The sequence below is a fragment of the Novipirellula methanifontis genome (assembly GCF_052161655.1).
In the GTDB taxonomy this organism is placed as follows: Bacteria; Planctomycetota; Planctomycetia; order Pirellulales; family Pirellulaceae; genus Novipirellula.
In genome coordinates this window covers 7,218,537-7,243,939 of record NZ_CP197418.1, presented here as the reverse complement: position 1 = coordinate 7,243,939, position 25,403 = coordinate 7,218,537, and the positions used below count along the sequence as shown (strand labels likewise).

The window sequence follows — 25,403 nt, the reverse complement described above, 5'->3', positions numbered from 1 at the left end:
CACGATCGCTCCCCAGTGTCATTAGGCTCCGGTCAGCGGTTCTGGACGTCCACGCAAAATCCGGATTTCATCGAGATCTAGGTCTCGCAATTCTTGCTCTTTGCGTTGCATTTCTTCATCGTACTGACTTCCATCCGAGTCCTCATTGTCGAGGTTCATTGAATCGGACTTTGACGACGATTTGGGGTCAACGCCATCGGTCTCCTCAAGGGAACGATCTTCGTCTCCGCTGCGTTTTGCACGCTCTTTCTCGTCCGGACTCAGTGGCAAATCGCGACTGACCAATTCGGAATTTCTCGCCCCACCTGGGTCAAAGATGCTCCCGACTCGTCCTCCGTCGCGACGCGTCCGCTGCCAAGCACCTCCGTAGGCGGGGTAGGACAGATCTTCGCATTCAGCACAAATACGGCATCCGGTGGTCGGAGCAAGCCCAACCAAAAGAGCCAATAGCAGCAGCTTCTTTGCGATAGAGGCAGTAATCGTGGAAAAGTCCATGACTCGAGATCCGATCCAGAAATCGTACGCGCAAACAGAAAATCGATCGCCAAACGAAGGCTAACGTTTCTATCGGTTAGGAAAGCTGAGTCGCTTGAGGAAAGCTTTAACGATTAAGTGGAGGTTCCGGCTAGCAAGCCAACGGCGCGACCACTATTTCCCGCAAATTTTGCAGATTCGCTAAAGTCGACCTATCGAGGGGGCGGCACAACATGAGACAAGCGGAATCAGACCTCATCTCATCTCATCATTCGGAGCAAATCACGTGTCGGATCTTTTCCAAACCCTCCGAATCGTCGATGCTATCGTTCTTCCCCTGCTTGCCCTCGGCATTCTTTTCCTGAGCAAAGTCAGCGACGGCGAATTGGCCCGTTGGTCAGAGCGTCAGTTTTACATCGCATTGTTAGTCATGACATTTGTCACGATGCGGACCGTAGCTCAGAGCGGTGATGCATGGTTGGTTCACACCGGCACGCTGGGGATTATGATTATCGGGTCGTTGGTCGTGCGGACTCAGGGTACACCAGTGGCGATGTAACCTCGTTCCCCCACTGTCTGCCATCATGCGCGAACCCCAGACCTCTGCCCCCAAAACCGACCGCTCAGCTGCCCCCCAAGAAAACGCCCCGTCTGATCGTGGGGAAACCGTCGATCGCGGGGAAACCGTTGTCCAAGTCGTTCCCGGCGGTGCAGTGACCGGAGCGATCCAGCCGCCTGGCAGTAAAAGTCTGACCAATCGAGCTTTGATCTGTGCCTCATTTGCCTCGGGAGCCTCCAAGTTGACCGGAGCTCTGCGTAGCGAAGACACCGAAGTCATGATCGAGGCGCTGCGAACGATCGGTTTAGACATCAACGTGTCCGATGGCGGTCGCACGATCGAAGTCAATAACGACGGACCGCGAGCCGCGTCCACAAGGCAACTCGATCCCCATTCACTGTTCATCGCCAACAGCGGTACCACGATTCGTTTTCTGACCGCGGCGCTATCGGCGGCCGGAGGGCGATACAATCTGCATGGAGTTCCCCGGATGCACGAGCGGCCGATCGGGGATCTGGTCGACGCCATCGTCCCGATCATGAATGGAACGATCCACGCGGAATCGGCAAATGGCTGCCCTCCTGTCGTGATCGATTCGGCGGGATGGAATGCCGGGGAAATCAATGTCGGCGGCTCCGTCAGCAGCCAATATTTAAGCGGGTTGATGATGGCCGCTCCGATTGGTTCCGGCGATGCTAATTCGAGTCCAGCTCGCACCACGCGGATTGCAGTCGCCGGCGAATTGGTTTCGCGACCGTACGTCGACATGACCTCGAAAGTGATCGAGTCGTTTGGTGGCAGGGTCACTACAGTCACCTCGGGACTCGCCGCGGGGCAAAGCATTGCCTTTGATATCTCGAGTTCCGCCAGCACCGATGGCTACGGTTATCGTGGTCTCGATTACGCGATCGAGCCCGATGCTTCGGCGGCCAGTTACTTCTGGGCCGCCGCGGCGATTAGCGGTGGTTCGGTTACCGTCACCGGGCTGACGCATGCCGCGATGCAAGGAGACGTAGGCTTTGTCGACGTGTTGCAGAAAATGGGCTGCGAGGTCGACGAAGACGACAACGGAATCACGGTGACCGGGCGTCCGCTCCGCGGCATCGATATCGACATGAACGCAATCAGCGATACCGTGCAAACGTTGGCGGTCGTGGCCTTGTTCGCCGACGGTCCAACTCGAGTGCGTGGTGTTGCACACAACCGTTTCAAGGAAACCGATCGCATCGGTGACTTGGCGTGCGAGCTAAAAAAGCTCGGCGCCACGGTGACCGAACACGAAGATGGCTTAACGATCACGCCCCCTGCCGACGGCGTGAAAGGGTTACAGGGTGCGGTGCTGGAAACGTACCACGATCATCGCATGGCAATGAGTTTGTCATTAGCAGGACTGAGGATCGCGGGCGTCAAAATCAAGAATCCGTCCTGCACGGCCAAAACCTATCCAGAATATTTTGCCGATCTAGAAAAGCTGATCGGACGCAGCCATCAGTGGTCTTGCTTAGCGTGACTGAAGTGGCTGTAAAGAAAAAAATGTCAGGAATGCAAGCCAAACAACTGGCGTAGTGGTTCTTGTGCCGGAGGCACTTCGTGAGATAGCCTTGGACTTTAGTCCAAGGTTTCCTTGCCGAAATAGGTATCAAGTCGCAGAGCGACGTTCTGTGGCGAACGATCGAAACACAAAACGTCCCGCTGGGACTCGATTGAGATTGACGAATAATGCTCGGACTAAAGTCCGAGGCTATCGAAAATAGTCGCTCCGCGACAATTAATAAAGCAACTTCAAAAAGCGAAAACGCGAGACTCTCCGTCTCGACTCGGTCCTTCGCTTATCTTTCGGGCAATCATTTGCACGCTGTTTTCAAGTTGCACAAGCAACCCGTCGTCATGAAAATTCTATTTTTCAAGTGACTTGCGTAGCGAATCGAGCCCTTCGCTCATCGAAATGCGAACGTGGTAGCCGAGCCGCTCTTTTGCCGCCGAAATATCAAAGTAATGATCCTTGGCTAGTTGAGCGGCCACAAAGCGTGTCATCGGCGGCTCTTGCGTACGCCCAAGCACGCGATACACCGATTCCAGCACCGCCCCGATGCGATATGCTGCCTTGTAGCTGATCTTGCGTTTTGGTGGTGTGACACCTCCTATTTCGCAAATTTCGCGAATCCAATCCCAACAATTCACCGGTTCGTCTTGAGCGATAAAGTAAGCTCGGCCGCCTCCTCGACTCGGGTCACGATCAAGCGAATCGAACGCGTCCAAGTGAGCCGCTGCGGCATTGATGACATGAACCGTGTCGACCTTATTATTGCCGTCTCCAACGATTCTCAACCGCCCACGGCGTGCACGATCCAAAATCCGCGGAATGATGTGCGGGTCATCATCCCCCCAAATTAAATGCGGCCGCAGCGCGACGGTGTTCAGTTGCCCTGGGACATTCGCTGCCATCACCGCCTGTTCGGCCAACGCTTTTGTGTGGGGGTAATGGCACAGCCAGTTGCTCGGATAGGCTGCCGATTCATCCAGATTGCGTTGGTGTTGCGAATCAAAGGTTACACTTGGGCTGCTGGTGTAAACGAGATGACGAATTTGATTCGCTTGACACGCCGCGATCACATGATCGGTCGCTTGTTTGTTGATCGAATAAAAATGGTCCCAAGGCCCCCAAACCCCCGCGACCGCTGCAGTGTGAATTACCGCGTCGACATCACGGATTGCATTTTGGCAAAAAACGGCGTCGGTGAGATCACCACGGATGTGTTGCATTCCCTTGTCGACCAGGTCGCGATACACGCCCCGTGAGATTCCAATCACCGAGTCGTTGCGGCGAAGCAATTGACGCACAATCTCACGGCCAAGAAATCCGCCACACCCGGTAACAAGAACACGCATAAGACTCAGATCAATCAAAGAAAAAAGTGGGATAGGCTTCCAGCCTGTCATCGGTACAGGGTTTCATCGTCGCCGGAAGTCTCCGACATCCGCGGTCTTCTACACATCATTTCCGGCGTCGGAGACGCCGGGCGACATGAAAGCCGATGTCGGAGACATCGGACGACCATGAGAACCGATGTCGGAGACATCGGGCGACGATCGGCAAATTAGTTGTAGCGAATCGATCGGCTTACGCCAGTGACGCTTGTGCGATAAAAATAGCGTTATTCTTTGACACGCTTCCTCATTTTGCAGCGACCATGGCTGATACAACGTCCAACCTGTTCCCAAGCGACAAAAAGCTCTACTTGCTCGACGGAATGGCGCTCACCTACCGAGCCCACTTTGCTCTGGTTCGCAGTCCCCGGTTCACCTCGGGCGGGATCTGCACGTCGGCGGTCTTTGGGGTGCTGAACACGGTGTTGGATTTGATCCGGCGCGAAGAACCGACTCACATCGCAGTCGCCTTTGACACTCCCGAGCCGACGGTGCGACACAAAGCGTTCCCCGAATACAAGGCCCAACGCGATGAGATGCCCGAGGACATTGCCAAACAGTTGCCGTTGATTGATCAGCTGTTCGAGGCACTGAAAATCCACAGCATCCGAATGCCAGGCTACGAAGCCGACGACGTGATCGGCACCATCGCGCATCAAGCCGAGGCCAAAGGCTATCGCACCTACATGGTCACTCCGGACAAGGATTATGACCAACTCGTCACCGAAGACGTGTTTGTCTACAAGCCTGGCCGCAAAGGTGGCGATGCGGAAATCTTCGGTGTCAAAGAAGTTTTGCAGAAATGGGAAATCGAGCGAGTTGATCAAGTCATCGACATCCTTGGGTTGATGGGCGACGCCAGTGACAATATTCCTGGTGTCCCCGGAATCGGACCCAAGACGGCTCAGAAATTGATCGCCAAGTACGGATCGATCGAAGATCTGTATGCCAAGTCGTCTGAGTTGAAAGGCAAACAAAAAGAGAACATCGAATCGAACAAAGACAAAGCCTTGCTCTCGAAGAGTCTAGTCACCATTCAATTGGACGTTCCACACAGCGTTGAAATTGACGACTTGCTGTGGAAGAGCTATGACACCAATGCGCTCAAGTCATTGCTGACGGAACTCGAGTTTGATGCGATTGGCAAACGAGTCTTTGGTAAGTCTTTCTCCGCCGCATCGGCTCGTGCTAATGTCGTTCGCGAAAAACGGGAATCGGAAATTCAAGCGACATTGTTCGACGAACCGGTCGAAGAAAAAACGATTCATGATGTGCCGCATTCCTATCACACGATTCATACTGCGGCCGAACGCGCCGATCTGATCGCCAAGTTGGCTCTGCAAGATTCGATCTGTTTCGATACCGAAACGACTTCACTCGATCCTCGCAGTGCGTTTCCGCTGGGGATTGCGTTTTGTTTCGAGCCGCACTCTGCCTACTATGTCGTGTGTCCGAACAATCCCGAGCAAGCGCACGCGGTGATCGATGAATTTCGTCCTATTTTCGAAGACGATTCGATTGAAAAGGTTGGTCACAATCTGAAGTATGACCTTTCGGTTTTGCGTTGGCATGGATTCGATGTTCGCGGCAAACTTGTCGATACGATGCTGGCCCACTCGATGAAAGAGCCCGAGATGCGGCATGGACTCGATTATCTTTCGGCACTGTATCTGGGCTACAAACCGATTCCCACGAGCGACTTGATTGGTCCCAAGGGGAAAGAACAAAAGAACATGCGTGACGTCGAGGTCGAGCGAGTGGCCGAGTACGCTTGCGAAGACGCCGATGTCACGTTCCAAGTCGCCAAGATCCTGCGTGCGGATCTCGACGCCGCGGGGGTGAGCCAAGTTTGTTACGAAGTCGAATTCCCGCTTGTCCGCGTTTTGGTGGACATGGAATACGAAGGCATCCGGCTGGACAGCGAAGCGCTGCACGAATATTCACGCACACTGAGCGGTGAAATCGAGGACCTGCAAAATCAAATCTTTGCCGCCACCGGGCACGAGTTCAACATCGATTCTCCCAAGCAGCTTGGCGTCGTTCTTTACGAAGAACTCGAGATTGAAAAGAACCCCAAGAAGACGGCGACCGGACAATATTCGACTCGCGAAGCCGAATTAGAGCGTCTTTCCGGGAAACATCCCATCATTCGTGACGTGCTCGAATACCGAAGCGCCCGCAAACTGAAATCGGTCTACGTCGATCAACTTCCCGCGGCGGTCAATCCTAAGACAGGCCGACTGCATACCCATTACAGCCAAACGTGGACCGCGACCGGTCGCATCCAATCCAACGACCCTAACCTGCAGACGATCCCAGTACGGAAACAACGCGGCCGCGAAATTCGAGCCGCGTTTGTACCACGCGACGAACATCATGTGCTGCTCTCGGCCGACTACTCGCAAATCGAACTTCGTGTGATGGCCGAACTCAGCGGCGACGAGGCGATGCGTGAAGCGTTTATCAGTGGCGAAGATATCCATACCGTCACGGCGAGCAAGGTCTATAAGGTCGATCCCGAAGAGGTGACGCGTGAGATGCGTGACAAAGCCAAGACCGTAAACTTTGGCATCATCTATGGCATCTCGGGATTCGGGCTGCAGCAACGACTGAACATTCCTCGTGGTGAAGCCAACGAGTTGATCGCCAACTACTTTGAAAAGTACCCCGGCGTCCAGAGATATATTGACGACACGATTGCGTTTGCCAAAGAGCACGGCTATGTGGCCACGCGTACGGGGCGACGCCGATATATCCGCGACATCAATTCAAAGAGTAAAACGGTGGTCAGTGCAGCCGAGCGTTTGGCGATGAACAGCCCGATTCAGGGCACAGCAGCCGACATGCTGAAATTGGCAATGATCCGGGTACACGAAGCGCTGACCGAAGGCGACTTCAAAACCAAGATGCTGCTGACCGTACACGATGAAATTGTCTTTGACATGCCCAAGTCGGAAAGCGAAGTCGTTATGCCGGTGATTGAGCAAGCGATGAAGACGGCAATGCCGATGAGCGTACCGATCGTGGTCGAAATGGGGATCGGCGATAACTGGCTCGAGGCGCACTAAGGTACTGTTCGGAAATAACTTCGTGATTCGAGTTTTGTTAAAAATCACGCGGGAAGTGTTTTCTCTGTAGTGGACGAGGCTACGAGTCCCGTCGTGCCACTAAGTCGCTGGGACTGGTAGCCTCGTCCACTACACCCAAAGTTCATGTCATTCGGGTAACATCTTGGAAATGGGGAAGTTATTTCCGAACGGTTCCTAAGGGTCTCGCAACCCGCGTAGCGGTACTCGCCACGAGTTTTTGCGCACACTGTCATAACTCGGTTTCATGCGTGGTATCGTACGAAGTTGCTGTATCAGCGGCGGCTGTCATCGGGCATAATCAAGTTGTTACGTGTGACGTGTTACTCTCTTTAAATCGAAGTTGTCATGTCCATCGGCATTGATCCGCTGGTTGATTTTGCCTGCAAAAAGTTGCTCGGAAGCCCAGAACATCCGGCGATCACACTGCATTTTCTAAATGCGGTACTGGACGGGGCGCCAAAGATAACAGAGGTGGAAATCCTCAACCCGATCATTGAGAAAGAGTTTGATGAGGACAAGTACTCCATTCTTGACGTTCGTGCGAAAGACCAACTTGGACATCGATTCAATATCGAGATTCAGCGCACCAAGCCAACTGCACTTCGCGAACGACTGACCTACTATGTGGCGACTCAATTAGTTGAGCAAATAGGAACGGGTAGCGATTATGCAGATCTTCGCCCTTCGATCGGAATTTGCATTTTGGACGCAATCTTGTTTCGCGATATCCCCGATCTACACCTCGATTTTAGATTAATGAACGCGAAACATCGACTAACGCTCACTGATCACTTGCAAATTCACTTGTTAGAGTTGCCGAAATACTCGCCACCTAGCCATAATGAAGCTGTCACCCACCCGATCGAGCAGTGGTGTTACTTTTTTCAACAAGCCGACGAACTGACCGCCGAAGAGATCATTCGCCGTCTACCTGACCCGGCGTTTTCCGAAGCGACAGGAGTATTAGAGATGATTTCCCGAGATCCTGACCAGCGCCGATTGTATGAAGAGAGACTGAAATTTGAACGTGACGTCCGCGCCAACCTTGATTTCGCCCGCCAGGAAGCCCGCCAGGAAGGGCTTCAGGAAGGACGCCAGGAAGGACTCGAAGTCGGCAAACGCGAGGAGCGGATTCGCACCATCAAGATGCTTCGAGAGATTGCGGGTATTGCGTCTCCGTCCAATGAGAACTTGTCGAACCTCTCGCTCGATGAACTGGCACTGATTGAACAAGACATACAGCAGCGACTGCGAAAACGCGGTCTGCAATGATGCCATGATTTCTGAATCGAGATTATTGAGATTGCCTTCACCACATTGCGACTAGCGGGCGGCTGAAGGATAGGGGCACCAACACATTTACTGGACTCCCAATGACGCGAAAATCGTCACGAGTTTTCGGCCTCACTCACCCCAACCGCGTCTCTGCAACAAAAATCTGGTTAGGGTTCCCTGCGATCGAGCGATCCGGTCGCAGAAACGCGACATGCTTTCCATCGGGGGAATAAACCACCGCTTCGGGACGTGCGGCACTGGCAGGGTCCGATGCTGCGGCGAGCGGAGTGGTAGTGCCGTCGGCGATATCCACTTCGCAGATGCAACCGCCCGCAGCACAGGCGATTGCGGCGCCATCGGCACGGAAACTAAACGCAGACTCGATGGGGAAATCGTTGTGAGTGAGTTGACGGAACCCCGGTTCGGTTGGCGAAGCAAGCCACAGCTGCGTTCGCCCCGCATCATCTCGCATCAGGAAAGCAATTCTGCTGCCATCGGGACTGCTACGCGGCCAATGTCGGACGTTGCCAAGTCCCGGGGACTTTCTCTCCGTCGTATCCGTCAATCGTCGCTGTACTGTTCCTCGCGGTGGCGCGGGACGCGTCAATGAAGTGCCACAGAGCGGCAAGTCGCCAGTGACCGTGACGTCGTCGGGAATATCCACGACAAACAGCTCGGGTACGGTGCGGCCGTCAAGCGAGACCACGTCGCCGATGAATGCCAACGCACGAACTTGTCGCGAGCCATCGCCGCGAAGGTAGCCGTTCTCTCCCACCCACGCGTCACTGTAGGCTCGATTGATTTCATCACTGCCAGGCGTCGGAGTATCCGAAGTGGTTGTGACCAAGACGCTGAACATCGCCCCATCGTGATTTCGTGGATGCGTTGTCGGGACACGGACCTGGGCGATGGGAACCGACACGCCGACGTTCCGCTGATTCTGATGAGCCCCCGCCGTGGTCGAGGTCGCTAACACATGGTCTTCGTAGGTAAAGCTGACCCAGCGACCATCGCCACTAAAAACGTGTACATGAGTGCCTCCGCGAAGAGCGCCCGACGTATACGGTGGAACTAAATCGCGAGCATCAAGATTGGCGACGATGTGTTTGTTGCCATCGGTGCCTTGTTGCAGTTCAACGGTGACCCCTCGGCGATGCCAAGCGGCATACGCCCAATCCTCGCTCGGATGTTCCGGCCCATGGATGAAAACAATTTTGTCATCGACGGGACTCGCGGTGACCACGCCGACGCAAGCTGCGTGCTTGGCTTGGTAAACCACTTCAATGTCGCCGGTACCGACATGCACCCGTTCAATCCGAGTGCCATCAAACAGAGAACCCGCTGCATCACTGCGGACGTCGTAATAGATCCACTGACCATCCTGCGACCAAACACCGATGTTCGTCAGGATGTGATTGCGGTCACTGCGAGTGATCGATCGTTCGCGAAGTCGAGCGTTGGAAACGATGCCATTCATGTGCTACTGAAGAGTCCCCGAAAAGAGCACTCACGCTGTGCTCAGAAAAACTACCAAGCCACTTCTCACTGATCGCCGATCTCGCAATTAACGGCGGACAATTGGTTGTTTCAAGCCCGTGATCGTGAGTTCTCGGTTTACGAATCAAGCAAAAATGGAAGTGTCACGATGCCTGCAATCACAAACAATACGATCGTCGCGGCACAACCCTTTCTTTGTTCGATTCCCAGTTCGTTCATCAAACGTTCGATGAATTCTTTTGATTCTTTCAACCTCACGCCCGTGCTTTCTTTGTACAGCTTGACTGCTTTGAGCTTGCTGCCCTCTTGGATGGCGTCGAGAATTTCGTCGATCTGCTTCCCATCTAGATCCTTGTCCCAGGAATCTGTCGCTGGGCCAGCGGGGAGACTCTCTACGTAGTTCTTTGCTGAGACAAGAGAGCTCCCAGTCCATTGTTTGTACAGCTTAACCGCATTGAGTTTGCGACCCGCGTGCAATTCGGCTCGAATCGTGTCGATTTGTTCATCGGTTAGGTTGTCGGCCACAAAATGCCTTCGTTATGCAAGATGGTTGTGCTGGACCGCAGAGTGTTATTCCGTTTGCAAGCTCCCTCGAAAATTGTTTTCGGAAGAGCGAGCATTATATCTCGCATCAATCGACCACGGGAAGTGGAAGGTCTTCGACGTATTGACCGTGCAGCATGTGCAACTGCAGCGTGTGATTGATCACGATATCGTTTCGCCGCGCAAGCGTGCCGTCGGTTTCTTGCCACGCCCCTTCGATAAACGGATTCAGAGCGTCGCGGTTAAAGAATCCAACTTCACTGACGCGGCTCTCAGTCAACCAGTGGTCGATCATCTCTTGGACCGCATTTCGCTTGACCGGATCGGTGTGCGCGGGCGGTGCCATGAATGCGAACTTTTTACGTTCATACAATTCGCGCGGCAGCACGTTGACCATTGCTTCACGCAACACCCATTTCTCAACGCCATTGCGAATTCGCACTTCGGGCGGGATCGTCGTTGCGTACTCGGCCAAATAATGGTCCAAGAACGCCGGCCGGGCTTCCATACTGTTGGCCATATCCATGCGGTCGCCACCCCAAGTCAATATTTGGCCTTCCAGCATCGTCTTGCTCCATGTGTACTGGGAGATATCCAGTCGGTGTCGCCCGCGAACTTGGTCCGGATCAATTGCAGCGGCGACCGCTGCGACGGGATCATACTCACGCAACAAGTCTTGCATTTCGGCGGACAGCAACGGACGGATTCGCTCGAGCACCAGCATCCAAGGCTGCATAAAAGACGGAGTGAAGCCACACAGGTCTTCCCATGCCGGATGCGTCATGTCCTCTTCGGACAGAATCGCGCCCGCGAACAAGCCGCCTTCATCTTCGCGGCCCAACCAATCCCGCTTGAAAAACGGATAGCCGCCAAACAATTCGTCCGATCCTTCGCCGGTGATGACCGCCTTGTAATTACACGCGCGCACGCGGCGGCTCATGTGCCATTTGGCAACCGCCAAAGTGTTGTAAAACGTGCGTTCGGCATGCCATGTCGCACGTTCAAAGGCAGGGCCATAGAGTTCTTTTTCGGTAAGCCGCAGCAGTTCTTGTTCGGCTCCGGTGCGATCGGCCATCAGTTTGGCGATGTTCGATTCGTCGTACTCATCATTGTCAAATGCGATCGTGAACGCTTTGACCGGCGACTGCTGAAGCGTCGTCGCCAACCCCAGAATCGAACAGCTGTCGATGCCACCCGAAAGGTAGCAACCGACCGGTACGTCGGCTTCGAGTCGTGTCGCGACCGCGTCGATCAAACGGTCCTGAACGCCTTGTACGTATTCGGCGGGATCCGGATTGGGGTCATGCGATGTGGGAAAGACAAAATCCCACCATCGCTCGGTTTTTGTCTCCAGACGTCCGTTACGCATCTCGGCGATCAGCATATGCCCGGGCTGCAGAGCATGGACGCCTTCGAATGCTGTAGTGCCAGGCACCATCACTTGCATCATCTGATGCAGCGCCGCCTTGGGGCACAGCTTAGGTGTCACGTCGGGGTGTTTTAGGATCGACTTGACTTCCGATCCCCAAACCAGGCCATTGTCGTTTACCGAATAGTAGAGTGGTTTGATGCCAAATCGGTCGCGAATCAAAATCAAACGTTTCTTGCGATCGTCGTACAGGACAATGGCAAATTCGCCTCGTAATTGATCGACGAACGACAATCCGTCTCGCAAGTAAAGCGGCAACGCGATCGCGCTGTCACTTTTACCGCTGCAATCATATTGTTGGCAAGCCAGCTGAGTTCTTACACGCTTGTAGCCATACAGCTCGCCATTGACGGTCATGGCGTAGTCGCCTTCGGTGGTCTCGATTGGTTGATGACCATGGCTCAAACCCACGATCGATAGCCGAGTGTGCCCGAGTGCGACACCGTTATCTAGATAAAACTTACTGCCGCGTTCGTCGGGGCCGCGATGGTCCAAGACGTCCAGCATGCGATCGAGGGTGAATCGCAGTTCGCGTTCATTGGTTCGTGATGGGTTCCAGAACCCAGTAATGCCACACATTTGATTTCCTGTTGGGTGTTTTGCGTTGGGGGTGATGCAATCGGCGCACCGTCATTCAATAAAGTGCCGCCTTGCCGCCGAAGTGAATTGCGATCCCTTCGTCAGCATCAATCGATCGCCGTGAGATTAGATTCCGCTGATTCGATCCAAGCGATCCAGTACCGCGGTCAAAAGTGCTTGCCGCACGAACACCGCGCCCGCTGCTTGGGCAAAATAAAGATTGTGTTCGGTTTCGTCCAAGTCTTCGGATAACTCGTCGTTGCGTGCCAACGGGTGCATGATCACTGAACCCGGCTTCAAATTACTGCTGCGATCGAGTTTATAGCGACCGTCAAGGTTGCGATAACTATCGCCCAGAAATGCGATCGAATTGACGTACACGACATCCAGGTGCGGCAGCACTTCTTGCACGTCATTGGTGATGTCGATTGGAATCGGAGACTCTTCGATCGGTTCGGTCAAATCCAAACCAACCGGATCCGCCATTTCTGAAATCAACGTGATCCGCTTGACCGAATTGGTGAACATCAGCGATAGCCGCAGAAAACTTTTCACCGCCCGCATCGATCCAGGCGTCCCGATGATCCCTAAGTGCACGCGTCGGTCTTCGGGACAATTTTCCACGGCCAGTTCCGGCCGCCATTTCAATAGCGAGTACCAATCGATCAACGCTTGCGTCGGATGATGCCCCGAACCGTTACCAGCGTTGATCAGCGGCCGCTGCAAGTTGCGGCGAATCTCGTCCATGCTGTTGGTGTCGGGATGCCGCATGATGACCACGTCACCGTACGTATTAAACATCTCGCCGATATCTGCTAGTGATTCGCCCTTGGCAACGCCGGTGACTTGACCATCGGGCACCGAGAGCACTTTGCCATCGAGACGCTGAACCGCACTCTCGAATGACAATCGTGTGCGAGTGCTGGCTTCGAAAAACGCGGTGATTGCGATCTTGCCGTCGAGCGGCTTGTCGATTTCGACATTTCGCATCTCCAGCACGGCAGCCAATTGAGCGATTGCGATCACAGTGCGACGATCGAATTGTCGCGGGTTCAGGATCGATTGGCCCGCGAGTGCCTCAAGGGCCTCGCGATCAATCTTGCCGTCGCAAATGTTGAGCAGATCGCCCGGACACAATTGCATTCCTTTTGAGTTCATCGCCACATCCGTTGTCCTGCGAAGAGATTGAGAGTTTGTTTTTGTATTCACGTTCTTCACCATATTTTCTTATCACGAGAATCGAAGAACAAAAACGCGACGAGCATGATCACGCCGATGCTGGATAGCACAAGCGCGCCCACGACAAGCCACTGAAGAAAAGAGACAGAAAACATCATGACAAACTCGCTCCCATCGGCTCGCGTGTGTCCAAGGCGTCAACAGACTCGTCATCGCCTTCGAGAGTCGACAGTGTTTCAAATTGAAAGTTGTCGGGGACAAACAGCGTGACCAACCCGAAGACAACTCCGGAAACTGCCGCGCCGACCAACGATCCTACAAACCAACCGATAAAGTGGTAAGCAGCCAAGCCGACGATGCTGCCCGAAACCATCGCACTGCAAGCGGCCGCAGCACTGGGGCGGCGAAAATACAATCCGCCAACGATTGGCCAGATACAACTGCCGACCATCGGCCCGGCAAAGAACAACACGGTGGCGAGAGTTCCTACGTTGGGCCATGCAAACGCCCAAGATAAGACGCCGAGCAACACAATGCTGATTGCAGAATAACGCCGTTTGGCTGTATCGGCTAACTTGTGAGGCGACCATCGTTCTATCACGTCATTGACGATCAAGTCCGAGGTGGCCGCCAACAAGCTGTCGATGCTCGACGCCAACGAGCAAAAGACGATGACAAAAACCAACAAGGCACCGCCCCACCCCAATAAGGTCGCGGCCACCAATGGACCCACCGTATCAGGCTGGCTGACGCCGATGCCAAGCGTTGGAGCGGCCAGACCTAAAAAACCAGCCAGAATGGGGACGGGTAACCACAACAGTCCACCAAGGGCATACGCTTTGGGGCCAACACCCTCTCGCATCGCAAAGGCACGGCTCCACCATACGTTGCTGTGAAAAATTTCGCCAAAACTAAACAACATGTTGTTGAATAGCGACATCAAGGCGGCAGGAAATAAGACCCACAACAACATCGGTCGATCCAGTGTTAGTTTTTCGTGCACATCGGCAATGTCTATTTTGACAAGCACCGCGATTGCGACCACAACCAGCCCGACCAAAATGATCAAACTTTGGATGAAATCGGTGCCAATGACAGCATACATTCCGCCAAACAGCGTGTACAAAACACATACCGACAGGACCACGGTCATACCGACTTCGTAGGGGATGCCTGACAATACATTGAGCAGTTTACCACCGGCCATCGACATCGATATCAACCACGTCAACGCGTAGAACATCGAGATAATCAGAAACGGGATCGTTCCCCAGCTGCCGTAGCGGCGGCGGACAAATTCGACCGCCGTATACCCATTGGGCATCAATTTCCGAATGCGGCCACTCATCGGCGCAAACGCGAACAGCCCGAAGCTCGCTGTTGCATAGGCGACCGCGCCCCATACACCCAATTGCAATGCAAATTGCGGTGCCAGCATCGTGGTGTTCGAGGTGATCCACGTCGCCACGGCGGTTGCCGTCGCCAACGCTAATCCGACGTTTCTGCCTGCAACCGCAAACCCGTCATACGATTTGGCGCGTCGTCCCCACCAAAGACCGAGCGAAATCCATAAGACACTGAACAACGCCAACATCACATAGCCCGCTGTCGAACTCAAAATCGGAGTCGCAGCAACAATCATGAATGGTCCTCACTTGGTTCATCACTCTCCGGTGGGGCCCGCCACGAACCCCAGGTGATCAAAAACACCAGTACAAGAAACACGGCAAGGCCGACAGAAAACAGCCCAACCGCATACGTCAATGGCCAGTGTCGTACCACCACCACGGCTGGGATTTGCGTGGTTGCAATCACGTCCCCGTCGGCATCTTTGGCTTGCACGTGAAACGGATAAGTGCCGTTAGATAGGCCTGATACAAAGGCAACGGGGAATGCACCTCGGTATTGGACGCGTTGCTCAGCATCCAGCAATACGTATTCGCTAGCACCCGGAACCTTGTTCCAGTTCAGCGAGAGATAGCCCTCTTTGTTGACGGGGAATTCCGTTTGCTCGAACGCCAGCAATTGTTCAAATGCGTCGGCGCTGAAACCTTGGGGGGATGTCGCGGCGTCCGGTTTAATCGACGGATCTTGACCGGAAACAGGCGAAACCTGAGCAAGGTAGAGCCAAAGAAAAAACAGCGTCATCGACGCTGCGAGGCTCCTGTGAAACGTTATGCCATGACGGCAAGAAAACACCGCATCTCCTGGGAAAATAACTCGCGATTTTGTTACGAACCGTTCGTAGTACTAAAGTGAAGCAAACCGCCAAAGTATTTTCGTCACTTCAATTCGTATGATTCCCTCGCTGGTGTCTCAAGGGAAATCTTAACTTAACGTCGTCCAAACGAAGTTCGAATTTTCAGTTTTTACGGTCAGACACCGCGATGTGAAAAGCCTGCCATGTTCAGATGAGCGGCCAGAATACCAAATTTTGCGGCGATCCAAAACCCTCCCCACTCACCCCCCGATCTCATCGGATTAAGCAAGTCGAACTCGGTAAGACTGAGGATCGGTCTTTCCTTGCTACCAAAGGTTGTTCTATCTCCGTGCACACCTGCAAATTTGGCGCAAAACGTTATACTCAGTGGCGCTGCAACATGGCTGCCCCCAATCAGTAGGGACGCGCCCGCTGGCGAATTATTACAAAACATCATCGTGGTCATGTGTGATGGTCCAATCGCGACGCATCCCTTGACCTCGAATTCACTTTACCCGAAACCGTGTTCCGAGACACCTTTGTAGGGTGCAACTTCAATGACAAAAAAAATCCTATTTGTATGCATGGGAAACATCTGCCGTTCGCCAGCCGGCGAAGCAGTGATGAAACGATTCGCCCAAGAATACGGTGTCGATATGGAAGTCGATTCGGCGGCGACGCAAGGCTTCCATGTGGGTGAACTCGCCGATCCAAGAATGCGATCGGCAGCCGAAGCTCGAGGTTATGAATTGACCAGTCGTGCTCGAGTGGTCACGGCCGCCGACCTCGATCCGAAGCGATTTGATTTGGTTCTGGCCATGGATTCCGAGATCCACGCCTTTCTGCACGATTTGCGAAAAGGGTCCAAGTCTCACATTCGCATGTTTGGCGACTATCTTGACGACGAATGGCCCAAAGACGTTCCTGACCCCTATTATGGCGAAGACGAAGGGTTCGGTGAGGTGCTCGATATGCTTGAGGAAGGATGCCCATTGATCATGCAAACGCTTGCGGGCGAGGATATCTTTGAAGGTGAGTTTGACGAAGATTGATCCCGTTGTCTTTGCTGCTCGATCCTTCTTCGCGTCCCTCCGCTTCTAGCAGGGCGTCGATCTCGCGGTCACACAGTTTGGATGTGGAAAGTTGGATGTGCATCGCCAATACGGCACGTCGTCGCGTCGATGACGCCTCGCGAGTATCATGAGCTCGCAATTCTAAAAATGGTCTCACCCGTCTAACAAAAATCGAATTTGATGCGAATCCTGTTTCTCGGTGATGTTGTCGGTAAACCAGGCTACACCGCCGTGCTGCAACACGCCGAACCGTTGCGCAAAGAGTTACGTTTGGATGCATTGATCGTCAATGCGGAAAACGCGGCCGATGGGTCGGGGTTAACCTCGCGTCAGTTTCGTCGTCTGATTGATGCAGGCATCGACGGCATCACACTGGGTGACCATATCTATCGCGAGAAAGAGATCGCGAAAACACTCGAAACAAGTAAGCGGATTGTCAAACCGGCGAACTTTCCTCCCGATGCACCCGGCAAATGCTGGACGATCGTGAAAACCGGCGGCGGCAGTTCGCTGGCGATCGTGTCGCTGCTGGGGCGTGTCTTCATGCGTCCCGTCGATTGTCCTTTTATCGCGATCGATCGGGTGCTGGAGGAGATTGGCGATCAAACAAAACAGATCGTCGTGGATGTTCATGCCGAAGCGACCAGCGATAAGCAAACGATCGGACGCTACTTGGACGGGCGCGTGACCGCGGTGCTTGGCACCCATACTCATGTGCCAACCGCGGATGCATGTATTTTCCCCGGTGGAACCGCATTCCAGTGTGACGTGGGCATGTGCGGCCCGTATGCGAGTATCATTGGCCGCGACATCAAGCGTGTCACGCAAACGACTCGCACTTTTGAACCGTGCCATTTCCACGTCGCCACTGACGATGTGCGTCTGTGTGGTGCGATTGTCCAGTCCGATGCGAATGGCCGAGCGACCTCGATCGAACGATTTGAACGACGTATCGAAAAGTAACCCTGCCGGGGAAAATACTACAACACGCGGTGATTAAGTGTGTCAAAATAGCGTTTTCACACCGCTCTATTTTTATTGCCACTCCATTCAACTCAGTACGAACACCATGATGAAGCGACGTCAATTTATTCAGAACGCCTTGGCTGCCGGAACCAGCACTGCAATGGCGTGTCATTCACTTTCTAAATTTAGCGTTGCTCGAGAGCCGATCGCACGTTCGGGGCCCCCACGTTTTCAACTCGCGTTAGCTGCCTACTCGTTCCGAAGTTACTTTTCGTTCATGAAGGAGCGGCCACAGGAACCGGCCGACGACGGGCCCGCGATGGATATGGCGGGATTCATCGACTACTGCACGATGCACGGATTTGATGCCGCCGAATTGACGAGTTACTTTTTCGATCCGCTGCCCACGGATGACTACTTCCTCGAATTGAAACGTAAGGCCTTTGAACAAGGCGTTGCGATTTCAGGCACAGCGATTGGCAACGATTTTACCGTTGGCAAAGGCCCTAAACTGAAGCAACAAATTCAGGATGCAATGAAATGGATCGACAACGCCGCGATCCTAGGTGCACCACACATCCGATTTTTCGCCGGCACAAAAAAGCAGATCGACGAACAGCCCGAGCGAATGCCCGAAGCGATCGCGGCGCTTGAGCAATGTGCCGAGCATGCGGCATCCAAAGGTATTTTCCTGGGCGTGGAAAACCATGGTCAACTGACGGCCCAGCAATGTTTGACAATCATGCAGCAGGTTCAAAGCCCTTGGGTCGGCATGAATCTCGATACCGGCAACTTCATTTCCGATGACCCGTATGCCGACCTCAAACTATGTGTTCCCTACGCCGTGAACGTTCAGGTCAAAACGACGATGAAATCACCCTCGGGGAAAAAGAGTCCCGCCGACCTTGATCGGATCGGTAAGATTCTGCGAGACGCGGGATATCAAGGATTTGTGGTCCTTGAGTACGAAGAAGAATCGCCCTACACCCACGTTCCCAAAGTTGCCGATTCGTTGCGAAAGGCATTAGGAATCTAAACGGCTTGTAGCAAGCGTACCCAGCGGAGCAGCGTTTCTTTGTCGACCTCGCCCGCTTGGATCACGGGATATCCGGATTTTCTTAGCGTCGGTGCCCAAGATGGCGGATCCTCTTGCTTTGTGATCGGCAGCAGGATTTGTAGCGAGGCTTCGGCATCGTTTTCTCGAAGTCGGACTGCCGGAGGACGAGTTTTCGCCGACACCGCAACTCCGTAAAACGTGCGGCTGGCGGACATTGCGACCGCCAATGCCATCGAATCCGCTGCCTCGGCCTTCGTTCCACTGATTGCTCCAGGGGCGGCAACGGCAATGGCGAGGGGGGCGATCGCCGATGTCTTTTGGATCGAAGCCACGAATCGGCCGATAACCTCAATTTCTTTGGGCTGCCAGCGTTTGCTGTCCTCTGCAGCTACCGCGCATACGACGACTCCTGTCTTCTCAGCGACCTCACGCCATGATTCCAGCAATTCCTTGGGGGCGGCTTCGCCAGGGTTCATCAGCAGCACCATCAACCCCAACTGCTTCAGCGACTCGTCGGCTTTCGGCGCAAGTACTGCGGCGACATTCGCCGCATCGGGTAACTTCAATTCATTGATCGACCATTTCGCGTCGACCTCGCTCCATGCCTTGGGAATCGCCGTCATCACGCCGTTGTCGATCGAATCGGGGGTCAACGAAATCGTTTTGCTCTCGTCTGCACGACGCACCGCTAATTCAATCGCCTTGCCAGGCTCCGCGGCTATCATTTGACGCCTAAGCGACTCAACGTCGTCGACTTTCGCGATGCTGATCTTCTCAATGATGTCACCGGGCTCGAGTTTTCCGTCGGCCGCAGTGCCGGAGATCACTTCGCTGATCACGACCTGTTTGGCTGAATCGTCATCGTTCGACTTGTCCGCTTGCTTTTCCTTGCCCGCTTGATCGACGGCAATCACCCCTAATCGTTGAGGTTGCAATGGCGGGATCGAATCGGTCAGGGTGACATCGAATGTGAGCGGTTGTCCATCTCGCTCAACTTCAATCGAGATGGTGTCACCGGCATCAAATTTCCCCAGCAACAATCGCACGTCTTGATGACGCTGGACCTTTTGTGCATCGACGGCACGCACCTTGTCGCCGGCCTTCAGCCCCGCAGTTTCGGCGGGCGAGCGGATTCGAATCGCTGCAAGTTCGGTCTGGTTTTCGTACGGGTCTTTGCTTTTCGAGACGATTCCAATCAATCCCTTTTTGATATTTTCGCCATCTCGCATGCGACCAAGATTCTTTTTGACCACGTCCAGTGGAATGGCAAACGCAATCCCCGAGTCGTACCAGTCGGTGTCCGCTTCGGCGCCACCCTCGGCAACCGCTGGGATCAAAATCCCCAAGGCGTTGCCGTACAGATCCACTAACAATCCGCCGTAAAAGGACGCCGACACACGTGCGTCGGCTTGGATCGCGATTCCATCGAGACGTTCTCTACCGCTCAGCACGCCGCGGCTGACCAGCGGCGACGCGTCGATCCCGTAGCGACCGACCGCGACCGTGGTTTGCCCGGTGCGACCCTCGATTTTGTCAGGCAGCGCGATCGGGTTTAGTTTGGTATCGGTTTTAATTTTCAGCAGCACCAAGTCACGATGTTCGTCTTTGGATACCACCTCGGCAGCATGCCGCGATCCGTCTGGCAAAACAACCAGGATCGTGGCCGAGGGACGCCGGACGACGATACTCGATGCAAGTACGTACCCGTCCTTATCCACGATCACGCCACTGGTCGGTGCGTCTTGTTCGACTTCACCTTCGGCGGCGCCTGTCCCGCCGACCACTTCAACGACCACGACCGATGGCAAAACATGATTCGCAGTCGCGCGGACCGCTTCGGCCATCGCTTGACGGTACTGCAGATCGTCCGCCGCCGAGGCACGCGGCGCTCGCATCCCAGCAGCAACCACGATCGCGACAATCAGTGAAAGAACTAGCGAGTTCGGTATCGACTTGTCAGCCGACGGCGCTAGCCGCGGGCCTTTTTGCGTTAATTTCACGTCACCCACTTTTTTAGCGGTACGGCGCAATCCGTCCGGTCTCGCACAGAAAATCAACATGCAATACCGGAGGGCTTGCGCCCAACCGCTAACAAGGCTTGGCACTTTCAACACGTTCGCCATAAGATGATCTGGAAGCTAAAAGGAATACGCCAATTACTTGGCTCGGAGTGTGATGGGGATAATTTCGGAATTCCGCTGAATCGTCAGCTCCACGGGATCGCGACGATCAATTGTGCGAAGCAGATTGCGGAGCGATCGCTGGCCCTCCACACGGCGGCCGTTCAACAGCAAAATCAGATCGTCGGTTCGCACCTGAGCTCGTGCGGCCCAACTGTCCGCCGCCACATGATCCACATACGCCGGCGTTGACTCGAGTACATCGGGGACCATCAGTAAACCAAGTGTAGCGAGCGTATGCGATTGATCGCGGGGCAACTTGGGCTCGCTGTCGTCCATCCGCTGAACGATGCGTCCGGCGATAATGTCGCCGATGGTTTTGCGAAACGCTGATGCGGGCAAAGCGTAATTGAGCCATACCCCGGTCGATGCGTCACGCAGTTCTTTGCCCAACATGCCGACCAACTTGCCTTCGGCGTTGACCACGGCGCCACCCGCCGCGCCAGGGTTGTTGGCGACCAGATCCAAGATCAGGACTTGGCCACGGTAGGGTGTTTTGAACGTTCCGCGTCGAGCATCGAGCGTCGTAACCGCAGCAACACTTCCCTGCATCACACTGGCGGGTTCTCGGCCGGTTGCGATGCCAAACAAATTGCTGACCGCGATCACAGGGTCGCCCCACTGAGCGTTCACATCACCGCTGACTTCAAAGAACGGCAGATCCGAAGCTTCGATTTTCAGCACTGCCAACTCGAGTGACGGTTCGAACCCGACAATCTCGGCCTCAAAGCGTCGTCCGTCATCCAGGATCACGGTTGGCTCGACATCCAACACGTAGCTCCATGCCGTTGCAATGTGGCCAGCCGGAGAAACCAGGAAGCCGCTTTGATAGGCCTCGAGTCCCGACAAACCGCCGGCGCCATAGATCTTGACGACACGCTGTTGTGCATTGCTGGCAGCTTCTTCGAGCGACGGTTCGGCAAACGCCGACGACATCGGTAACCAAACCAGCATGAGGATCGCGGTCATGCGACCGAATTGGGAATCAATCAACCTTGTTTCTCCGCTTGATCTTGTTGTGCTGGCTTGCCTGCATCCTTGGCTTTGTCGTCGTCATCGGAAGACTCGTTCTCGAGAACTTCCCACGAATCGATCGTCATCTCGAATATCGAATCGACTCCATAGCGAATCTCAAGTCGCGCTGGAGCGGCATCCGCGTCGTCGGAATCGCGATGAATCCAAAGCTCTGCTGGATCCTCGTCGCGATCGGCAAAGACCTCGATGCATTCCACTTGTTTGTTTTCAGGATGCGACAGCCAGCGAATCTCGAACTCGCCATCGCTGCCGACCACGCAATCGCGAAGCGGTCGCTCACCCGCCAATGGCATGGTACCCCAGTAAATTGTTTCGCCAAACTTTTTGGGGCCTTTGTCTAGCATCCGCCGCCATGCATCCAATGCTGGAATCGCCCCGGCAAACGATCTTGCCTCGACGCTTTCGTAAAGGTCCGATTTCGTCACGGGTTCGATCGGTGTGTCGCCAACGACCATCGATAACCGGTCGTCCGAAATGTAAATGAACACTTTCTCGTCCTTGGACGTTTTGCCCTGGATCGACCACGTGACCGTATGAGCCGCGTCTCCCTTGGGGAGCTGTTTTCTTAACGCGTCAATGAATTCGGTCTGTTTTTGCTGGTTGGCGAAATAATTTGCAAAACCACGTCGTTCTTCGTAGACCGCCAAAACAGCGGCGGGGACATCACCCTCGGAGGTTTCCGGGCCAGCATCAGCCCCGTCGTCCTCTTCTTGCTTCTCTTTGTCTTTATCCTTTTTGGGCGTTTCGCGTGGCGGCGGTGGTGGCATCGCGCCGGCCATTTTCTCGAGCAATTCATCTTGCCCATGCACGCTCATCAATCGCACCAATGTCTCGACCGTGTTGCCTTCGTAGCGATAGACCAATTTGACTCGCCATCCGCTCGGTAGCGTCGCAATCACGTTTTGGACGTCGTTGGCGGTCTGTACCACGCGGCCATCAATTTCGATGATCTCGGCCGAGTATCGCAGGCCTCGTCGGTACGCATCACTGGATTCCAAAATGTTGGAAACTCGTACGCCTCCGTCTGCATCGGTTGCAACCGTTGCACCTAGCGTCGCGTGATCAACGATCCGGCCACTGTGCAAATAGCCGAGGAAATTCTTGGCTTGGTTGATGCTGATCGCGTAGCCCACACCCACATTGACTCGCCCTCGTTTTTCAAACGAAGCCCGCCCCACGATGCCTAGCAAGCGCCCTTCGGCATCATACAGCGGTCCGCCTGAGTTTCCCGGGTTGATCGACGCATCGGTTTGCAAACAATCGGCGTATTCGAGCAGTGTACCGGAAGGGTATTGGTACCGATTTACACCGCTCAGGATGCCCCACGTCACGGTGGGCTGAAGATTTGAGGCTAATAGGAACGGATTGCCGATCACCATGCACCAATCACCTGCATTGGCTTTTTGGCTGTCGGCGAGTGTCGCGTAAGGGAAATCGTCGCGGCCGAGCAAACGGATCAACGCCAGGTCCCCCACGGGGTCGATGCCAACGATCACCGCATCATAGATGTTGCCGTCACTAAGCCCACAACGCATGTAGTTTCCGGCAGGACTGGAGACGTGAAAGTTGGTCAGCGCGTAGCCCTCGGGCGAAATCAACACGCCGCTTCCTCCGCCGCCTCCGCCTGGGACGAACACGCAGACCGTCGATGGCATCGCTCGCTCGATCGCCTCGATCCGATCTTGTTCGGCTTCGGCCAACAGCGGCGAAAGAGTCAACGGACCTTCGGCCGCTGATGTGGATCCCGCGGTGAACGTCGCGGCAATGCCGATCAGCGTCAGTGCAACGAGCATCATCCGATGTTGTTTCGGGGTCGCAGAGTGTTTTGTCATCCCAGCCTTGCTCACGATCGAATCCTCTCCCAGTTTCACAATTTGTATCACTCTCGCTTCCGCTGCTCCGATACACGCATCACGATGTTACTTATCGTAATAACCGGGGACGCAGAATTCGAATCGTGTTGCCCAGATCTCCTTGTGAGTCCGGATCCACTTCGATCTTCAATCGGCGACCTTCTGCTACGGGCAGCTCGAATCCGAGAGGTCGGTTGTTGTCGATCGATTCCTCCCAGACCATTTTGTCATCGACAAGCACTCGCACCGTGGTCTCGGTCGCTTTTCGCACCGACTTGTCGCGTCGCACCCCGGCCGCAAACGTTTTAAAACCATCGTCGATGCGATATTCCACTGTCGAGCGACCGTACATGACCAAGTCCTGGCCATCGGCGGGTTTCGGGTCGAACCAAGCTTTCTGCATCTCGCGATCGAGTTTTGATTGCACGTATTCGGTGTGCGACGAAGCAGCGGGTTTTACGGTGGCCAACAAAGAGAGTCCGCCAGTCCAGCGGATCGATTCGACGTGTTCAAGTGGTAGCGTATGAGTGATGCCGCCTGCCAATTTTAGACGCAGCGGTGCGTCGGCCTCACTCGGCAACATCTCCGCAGCCGACCAGCGAGATCCGTACCAATCCACGATTTGAATGTCGCCGGGATTGGACGACACTTTGGTCCCGCCAAAGACGACGCCTTCGAGTTTTGCGATCGGCGCTTGGATCACGTCGCCATCGAGTTCCAATCCCACGGTGTCCGCAGAGATCGAGGTGATGACGCCTTCGATAAAATCGAGCGTGTCGCCTTCACGCCGGATTGCGATCGTGTCGCCTCGACGCTCGTCTTCGAGCTTTGCCAACCAAGCTGGATTCACCGCCGCGGTGGCCGCGCGAAATCGAATCGCGCGGACTTGTTTTACGGGAACTTCGAGTCGGCTTTGGCGTCGCGGTTCGATCGTTAACGTTTCATCAGCCAATGACAAATCTTGAGCAGCCACTTCCGATCCCGCGGCCAATATCACCCGCATCGTCGGTCCCGTGGCGTCGGGTTCTTCCACCAGCGATAGCGACGAGAGTGCATCAAACCCATACGTCTGTGTCTCGCCATCGACACCGATTCGCAGCTGACCGGAGCCAATGCCTTGGTAATCGCCTTGAACCGATTTGCCATCGGTCGTCGAAACGCGGACCGGAATCACGCTCAACAGTAATAACAACAGTGTCTTTGTCAGCATCAATGCGACTCGTAGTGAGAATGGAACATGCCCCGGACCGCCCTATTCTAGCGCAAGACATGCCTATTGTCTGCCACGATCGGGCCTCGCGTGCTTTTTATCGCTCGCAGCGGATCCCCGTTGGGTAACGCTGTGAAGTATTTTTCCTAATAGGGTTTGTGCTAATTTAGCGTAGCGGAAGTCGTCAAGACTTTCGTTCCATGGTGTATGCCCCCCCGAAACTCTCGCGCGAGTTCCGCTACGAAATGCTTCACAGCGTTGCCGGTTGGGAGTGGAG

At 54.5% G+C, this 25,403-nt stretch carries 19 protein-coding genes; 7 read left to right on the top strand and 12 right to left on the bottom strand.

What is annotated here, in order from left to right; genetic code table 11:
- Nucleotides 1-21 precede the first annotated feature (21 nt).
- A complete protein-coding gene (locus SH528x_RS26245; RefSeq protein ID WP_442506406.1) occupies nucleotides 22-495 on the bottom strand; it encodes a hypothetical protein in 474 nt (157 codons plus the stop codon).
- Between the two features lie 265 nt (nucleotides 496-760).
- Here SH528x_RS26245 and SH528x_RS26240 point away from each other — a divergent pair, with 265 nt between their 5' ends.
- Together SH528x_RS26240 and aroA are read left to right on the top strand one after the other, a co-directional pair.
- Nucleotides 761-1,033 (top strand): hypothetical protein, encoded by a 273-nt coding sequence (locus SH528x_RS26240; protein ID WP_442506405.1) that lies wholly within the window; start codon nucleotides 761-763, stop codon nucleotides 1,031-1,033.
- Between the two features lie 25 nt (nucleotides 1,034-1,058).
- The gene (gene aroA, locus SH528x_RS26235) at nucleotides 1,059-2,543 is read left to right on the top strand and encodes a 3-phosphoshikimate 1-carboxyvinyltransferase (protein WP_442506404.1); all 1,485 of its coding nucleotides are present in this window, start codon (nucleotides 1,059-1,061) and stop codon (nucleotides 2,541-2,543) included.
- 386 nt (nucleotides 2,544-2,929) lie between these two features.
- On the opposite strand, the gene SH528x_RS26230 is transcribed toward aroA, so the two are convergent.
- Nucleotides 2,930-3,922: an NAD-dependent epimerase/dehydratase family protein gene (locus SH528x_RS26230; protein WP_442506403.1), complete on the bottom strand. Its 993-nt coding sequence runs from the start codon at nucleotides 3,920-3,922 to the stop codon at nucleotides 2,930-2,932.
- A gap of 302 nt (nucleotides 3,923-4,224) precedes the next feature.
- On the opposite strand from SH528x_RS26230, the gene polA reads away from it, so the two are divergent.
- A complete protein-coding gene (polA, locus tag SH528x_RS26225) occupies nucleotides 4,225-7,029 on the top strand; it encodes a DNA polymerase I (protein ID WP_442506402.1) in 2,805 nt (934 codons plus the stop codon).
- 366 nt (nucleotides 7,030-7,395) lie between these two features.
- Nucleotides 7,396-8,322, top strand: a complete 927-nt coding sequence (locus tag SH528x_RS26220) for an Rpn family recombination-promoting nuclease/putative transposase (protein WP_442506401.1) — start codon at nucleotides 7,396-7,398, stop codon at nucleotides 8,320-8,322.
- A 136-nt stretch (nucleotides 8,323-8,458) separates the two neighbouring features.
- On the opposite strand, the gene SH528x_RS26215 is transcribed toward SH528x_RS26220, so the two are convergent.
- The 6 genes from SH528x_RS26215 to SH528x_RS26190 all read right to left on the bottom strand — a co-directional run bounded on the left by SH528x_RS26215 (nucleotide 8,459) and on the right by SH528x_RS26190 (nucleotide 15,700).
- Complete coding sequence (locus tag SH528x_RS26215) at nucleotides 8,459-9,802, bottom strand: DUF3748 domain-containing protein (protein ID WP_442506400.1); 1,344 nt, start codon at nucleotides 9,800-9,802, stop codon at nucleotides 8,459-8,461.
- A gap of 137 nt (nucleotides 9,803-9,939) precedes the next feature.
- The gene (locus tag SH528x_RS26210; RefSeq protein ID WP_442506399.1) at nucleotides 9,940-10,347 is read right to left on the bottom strand and encodes a hypothetical protein; all 408 of its coding nucleotides are present in this window, start codon (nucleotides 10,345-10,347) and stop codon (nucleotides 9,940-9,942) included.
- A 106-nt stretch (nucleotides 10,348-10,453) separates the two neighbouring features.
- The gene (asnB, locus tag SH528x_RS26205) at nucleotides 10,454-12,373 is read right to left on the bottom strand and encodes an asparagine synthase (glutamine-hydrolyzing) (RefSeq protein WP_442506398.1); all 1,920 of its coding nucleotides are present in this window, start codon (nucleotides 12,371-12,373) and stop codon (nucleotides 10,454-10,456) included.
- Nucleotides 12,374-12,499: 126 nt separating this feature from the next.
- A complete protein-coding gene (locus SH528x_RS26200) occupies nucleotides 12,500-13,594 on the bottom strand; it encodes an aspartate/ornithine carbamoyltransferase family protein (protein WP_442506397.1) in 1,095 nt (364 codons plus the stop codon).
- Between the two features lie 112 nt (nucleotides 13,595-13,706).
- On the bottom strand, nucleotides 13,707-15,194 hold the full coding sequence (locus SH528x_RS26195) for a sodium:solute symporter family transporter (protein WP_442506396.1): 1,488 nt from the start codon (nucleotides 15,192-15,194) through the stop codon (nucleotides 13,707-13,709).
- A complete protein-coding gene (locus SH528x_RS26190; protein WP_442506395.1) occupies nucleotides 15,191-15,700 on the bottom strand; it encodes a hypothetical protein in 510 nt (169 codons plus the stop codon). The genes SH528x_RS26195 and SH528x_RS26190 overlap by 4 nt, the downstream gene beginning before the upstream one ends.
- A 609-nt stretch (nucleotides 15,701-16,309) precedes the next feature.
- Here SH528x_RS26190 and SH528x_RS26185 point away from each other — a divergent pair.
- The 3 genes from SH528x_RS26185 to SH528x_RS26175 all read left to right on the top strand — a co-directional run bounded on the left by SH528x_RS26185 (nucleotide 16,310) and on the right by SH528x_RS26175 (nucleotide 18,827).
- Nucleotides 16,310-16,804 carry a low molecular weight protein-tyrosine-phosphatase gene (locus tag SH528x_RS26185; protein ID WP_442506394.1) on the top strand — a complete coding sequence of 165 codons (495 nt, stop codon included), beginning with the start codon at nucleotides 16,310-16,312 and terminating at the stop codon, nucleotides 16,802-16,804.
- A gap of 201 nt (nucleotides 16,805-17,005) precedes the next feature.
- Nucleotides 17,006-17,788 carry a TIGR00282 family metallophosphoesterase gene (locus SH528x_RS26180; RefSeq protein ID WP_442506393.1) on the top strand — a complete coding sequence of 261 codons (783 nt, stop codon included), beginning with the start codon at nucleotides 17,006-17,008 and terminating at the stop codon, nucleotides 17,786-17,788.
- A 106-nt stretch (nucleotides 17,789-17,894) separates the two neighbouring features.
- The gene (locus SH528x_RS26175; protein WP_442506392.1) at nucleotides 17,895-18,827 is read left to right on the top strand and encodes a sugar phosphate isomerase/epimerase family protein; all 933 of its coding nucleotides are present in this window, start codon (nucleotides 17,895-17,897) and stop codon (nucleotides 18,825-18,827) included.
- On the opposite strand, the gene SH528x_RS26170 is transcribed toward SH528x_RS26175, so the two are convergent.
- The 4 genes from SH528x_RS26170 to SH528x_RS26155 all read right to left on the bottom strand — a co-directional run bounded on the left by SH528x_RS26170 (nucleotide 18,824) and on the right by SH528x_RS26155 (nucleotide 25,126).
- A complete protein-coding gene (locus SH528x_RS26170; protein WP_442506391.1) occupies nucleotides 18,824-20,848 on the bottom strand; it encodes a PDZ domain-containing protein in 2,025 nt (674 codons plus the stop codon). The two genes, SH528x_RS26175 and SH528x_RS26170, sit on opposite strands and share 4 nt — an antisense overlap.
- Nucleotides 20,849-21,004: 156 nt before the next feature.
- Nucleotides 21,005-22,021, bottom strand: a complete 1,017-nt coding sequence (locus SH528x_RS26165; protein ID WP_442506390.1) for a S1C family serine protease — start codon at nucleotides 22,019-22,021, stop codon at nucleotides 21,005-21,007.
- On the bottom strand, nucleotides 22,018-23,895 hold the full coding sequence (locus SH528x_RS26160) for a S1C family serine protease (protein ID WP_442506389.1): 1,878 nt from the start codon (nucleotides 23,893-23,895) through the stop codon (nucleotides 22,018-22,020). The genes SH528x_RS26165 and SH528x_RS26160 overlap by 4 nt, the downstream gene beginning before the upstream one ends.
- A 91-nt stretch (nucleotides 23,896-23,986) precedes the next feature.
- Nucleotides 23,987-25,126 carry an NPCBM/NEW2 domain-containing protein gene (locus tag SH528x_RS26155; RefSeq protein ID WP_442506388.1) on the bottom strand — a complete coding sequence of 380 codons (1,140 nt, stop codon included), beginning with the start codon at nucleotides 25,124-25,126 and terminating at the stop codon, nucleotides 23,987-23,989.
- Nucleotides 25,127-25,403 lie beyond the last annotated feature (277 nt).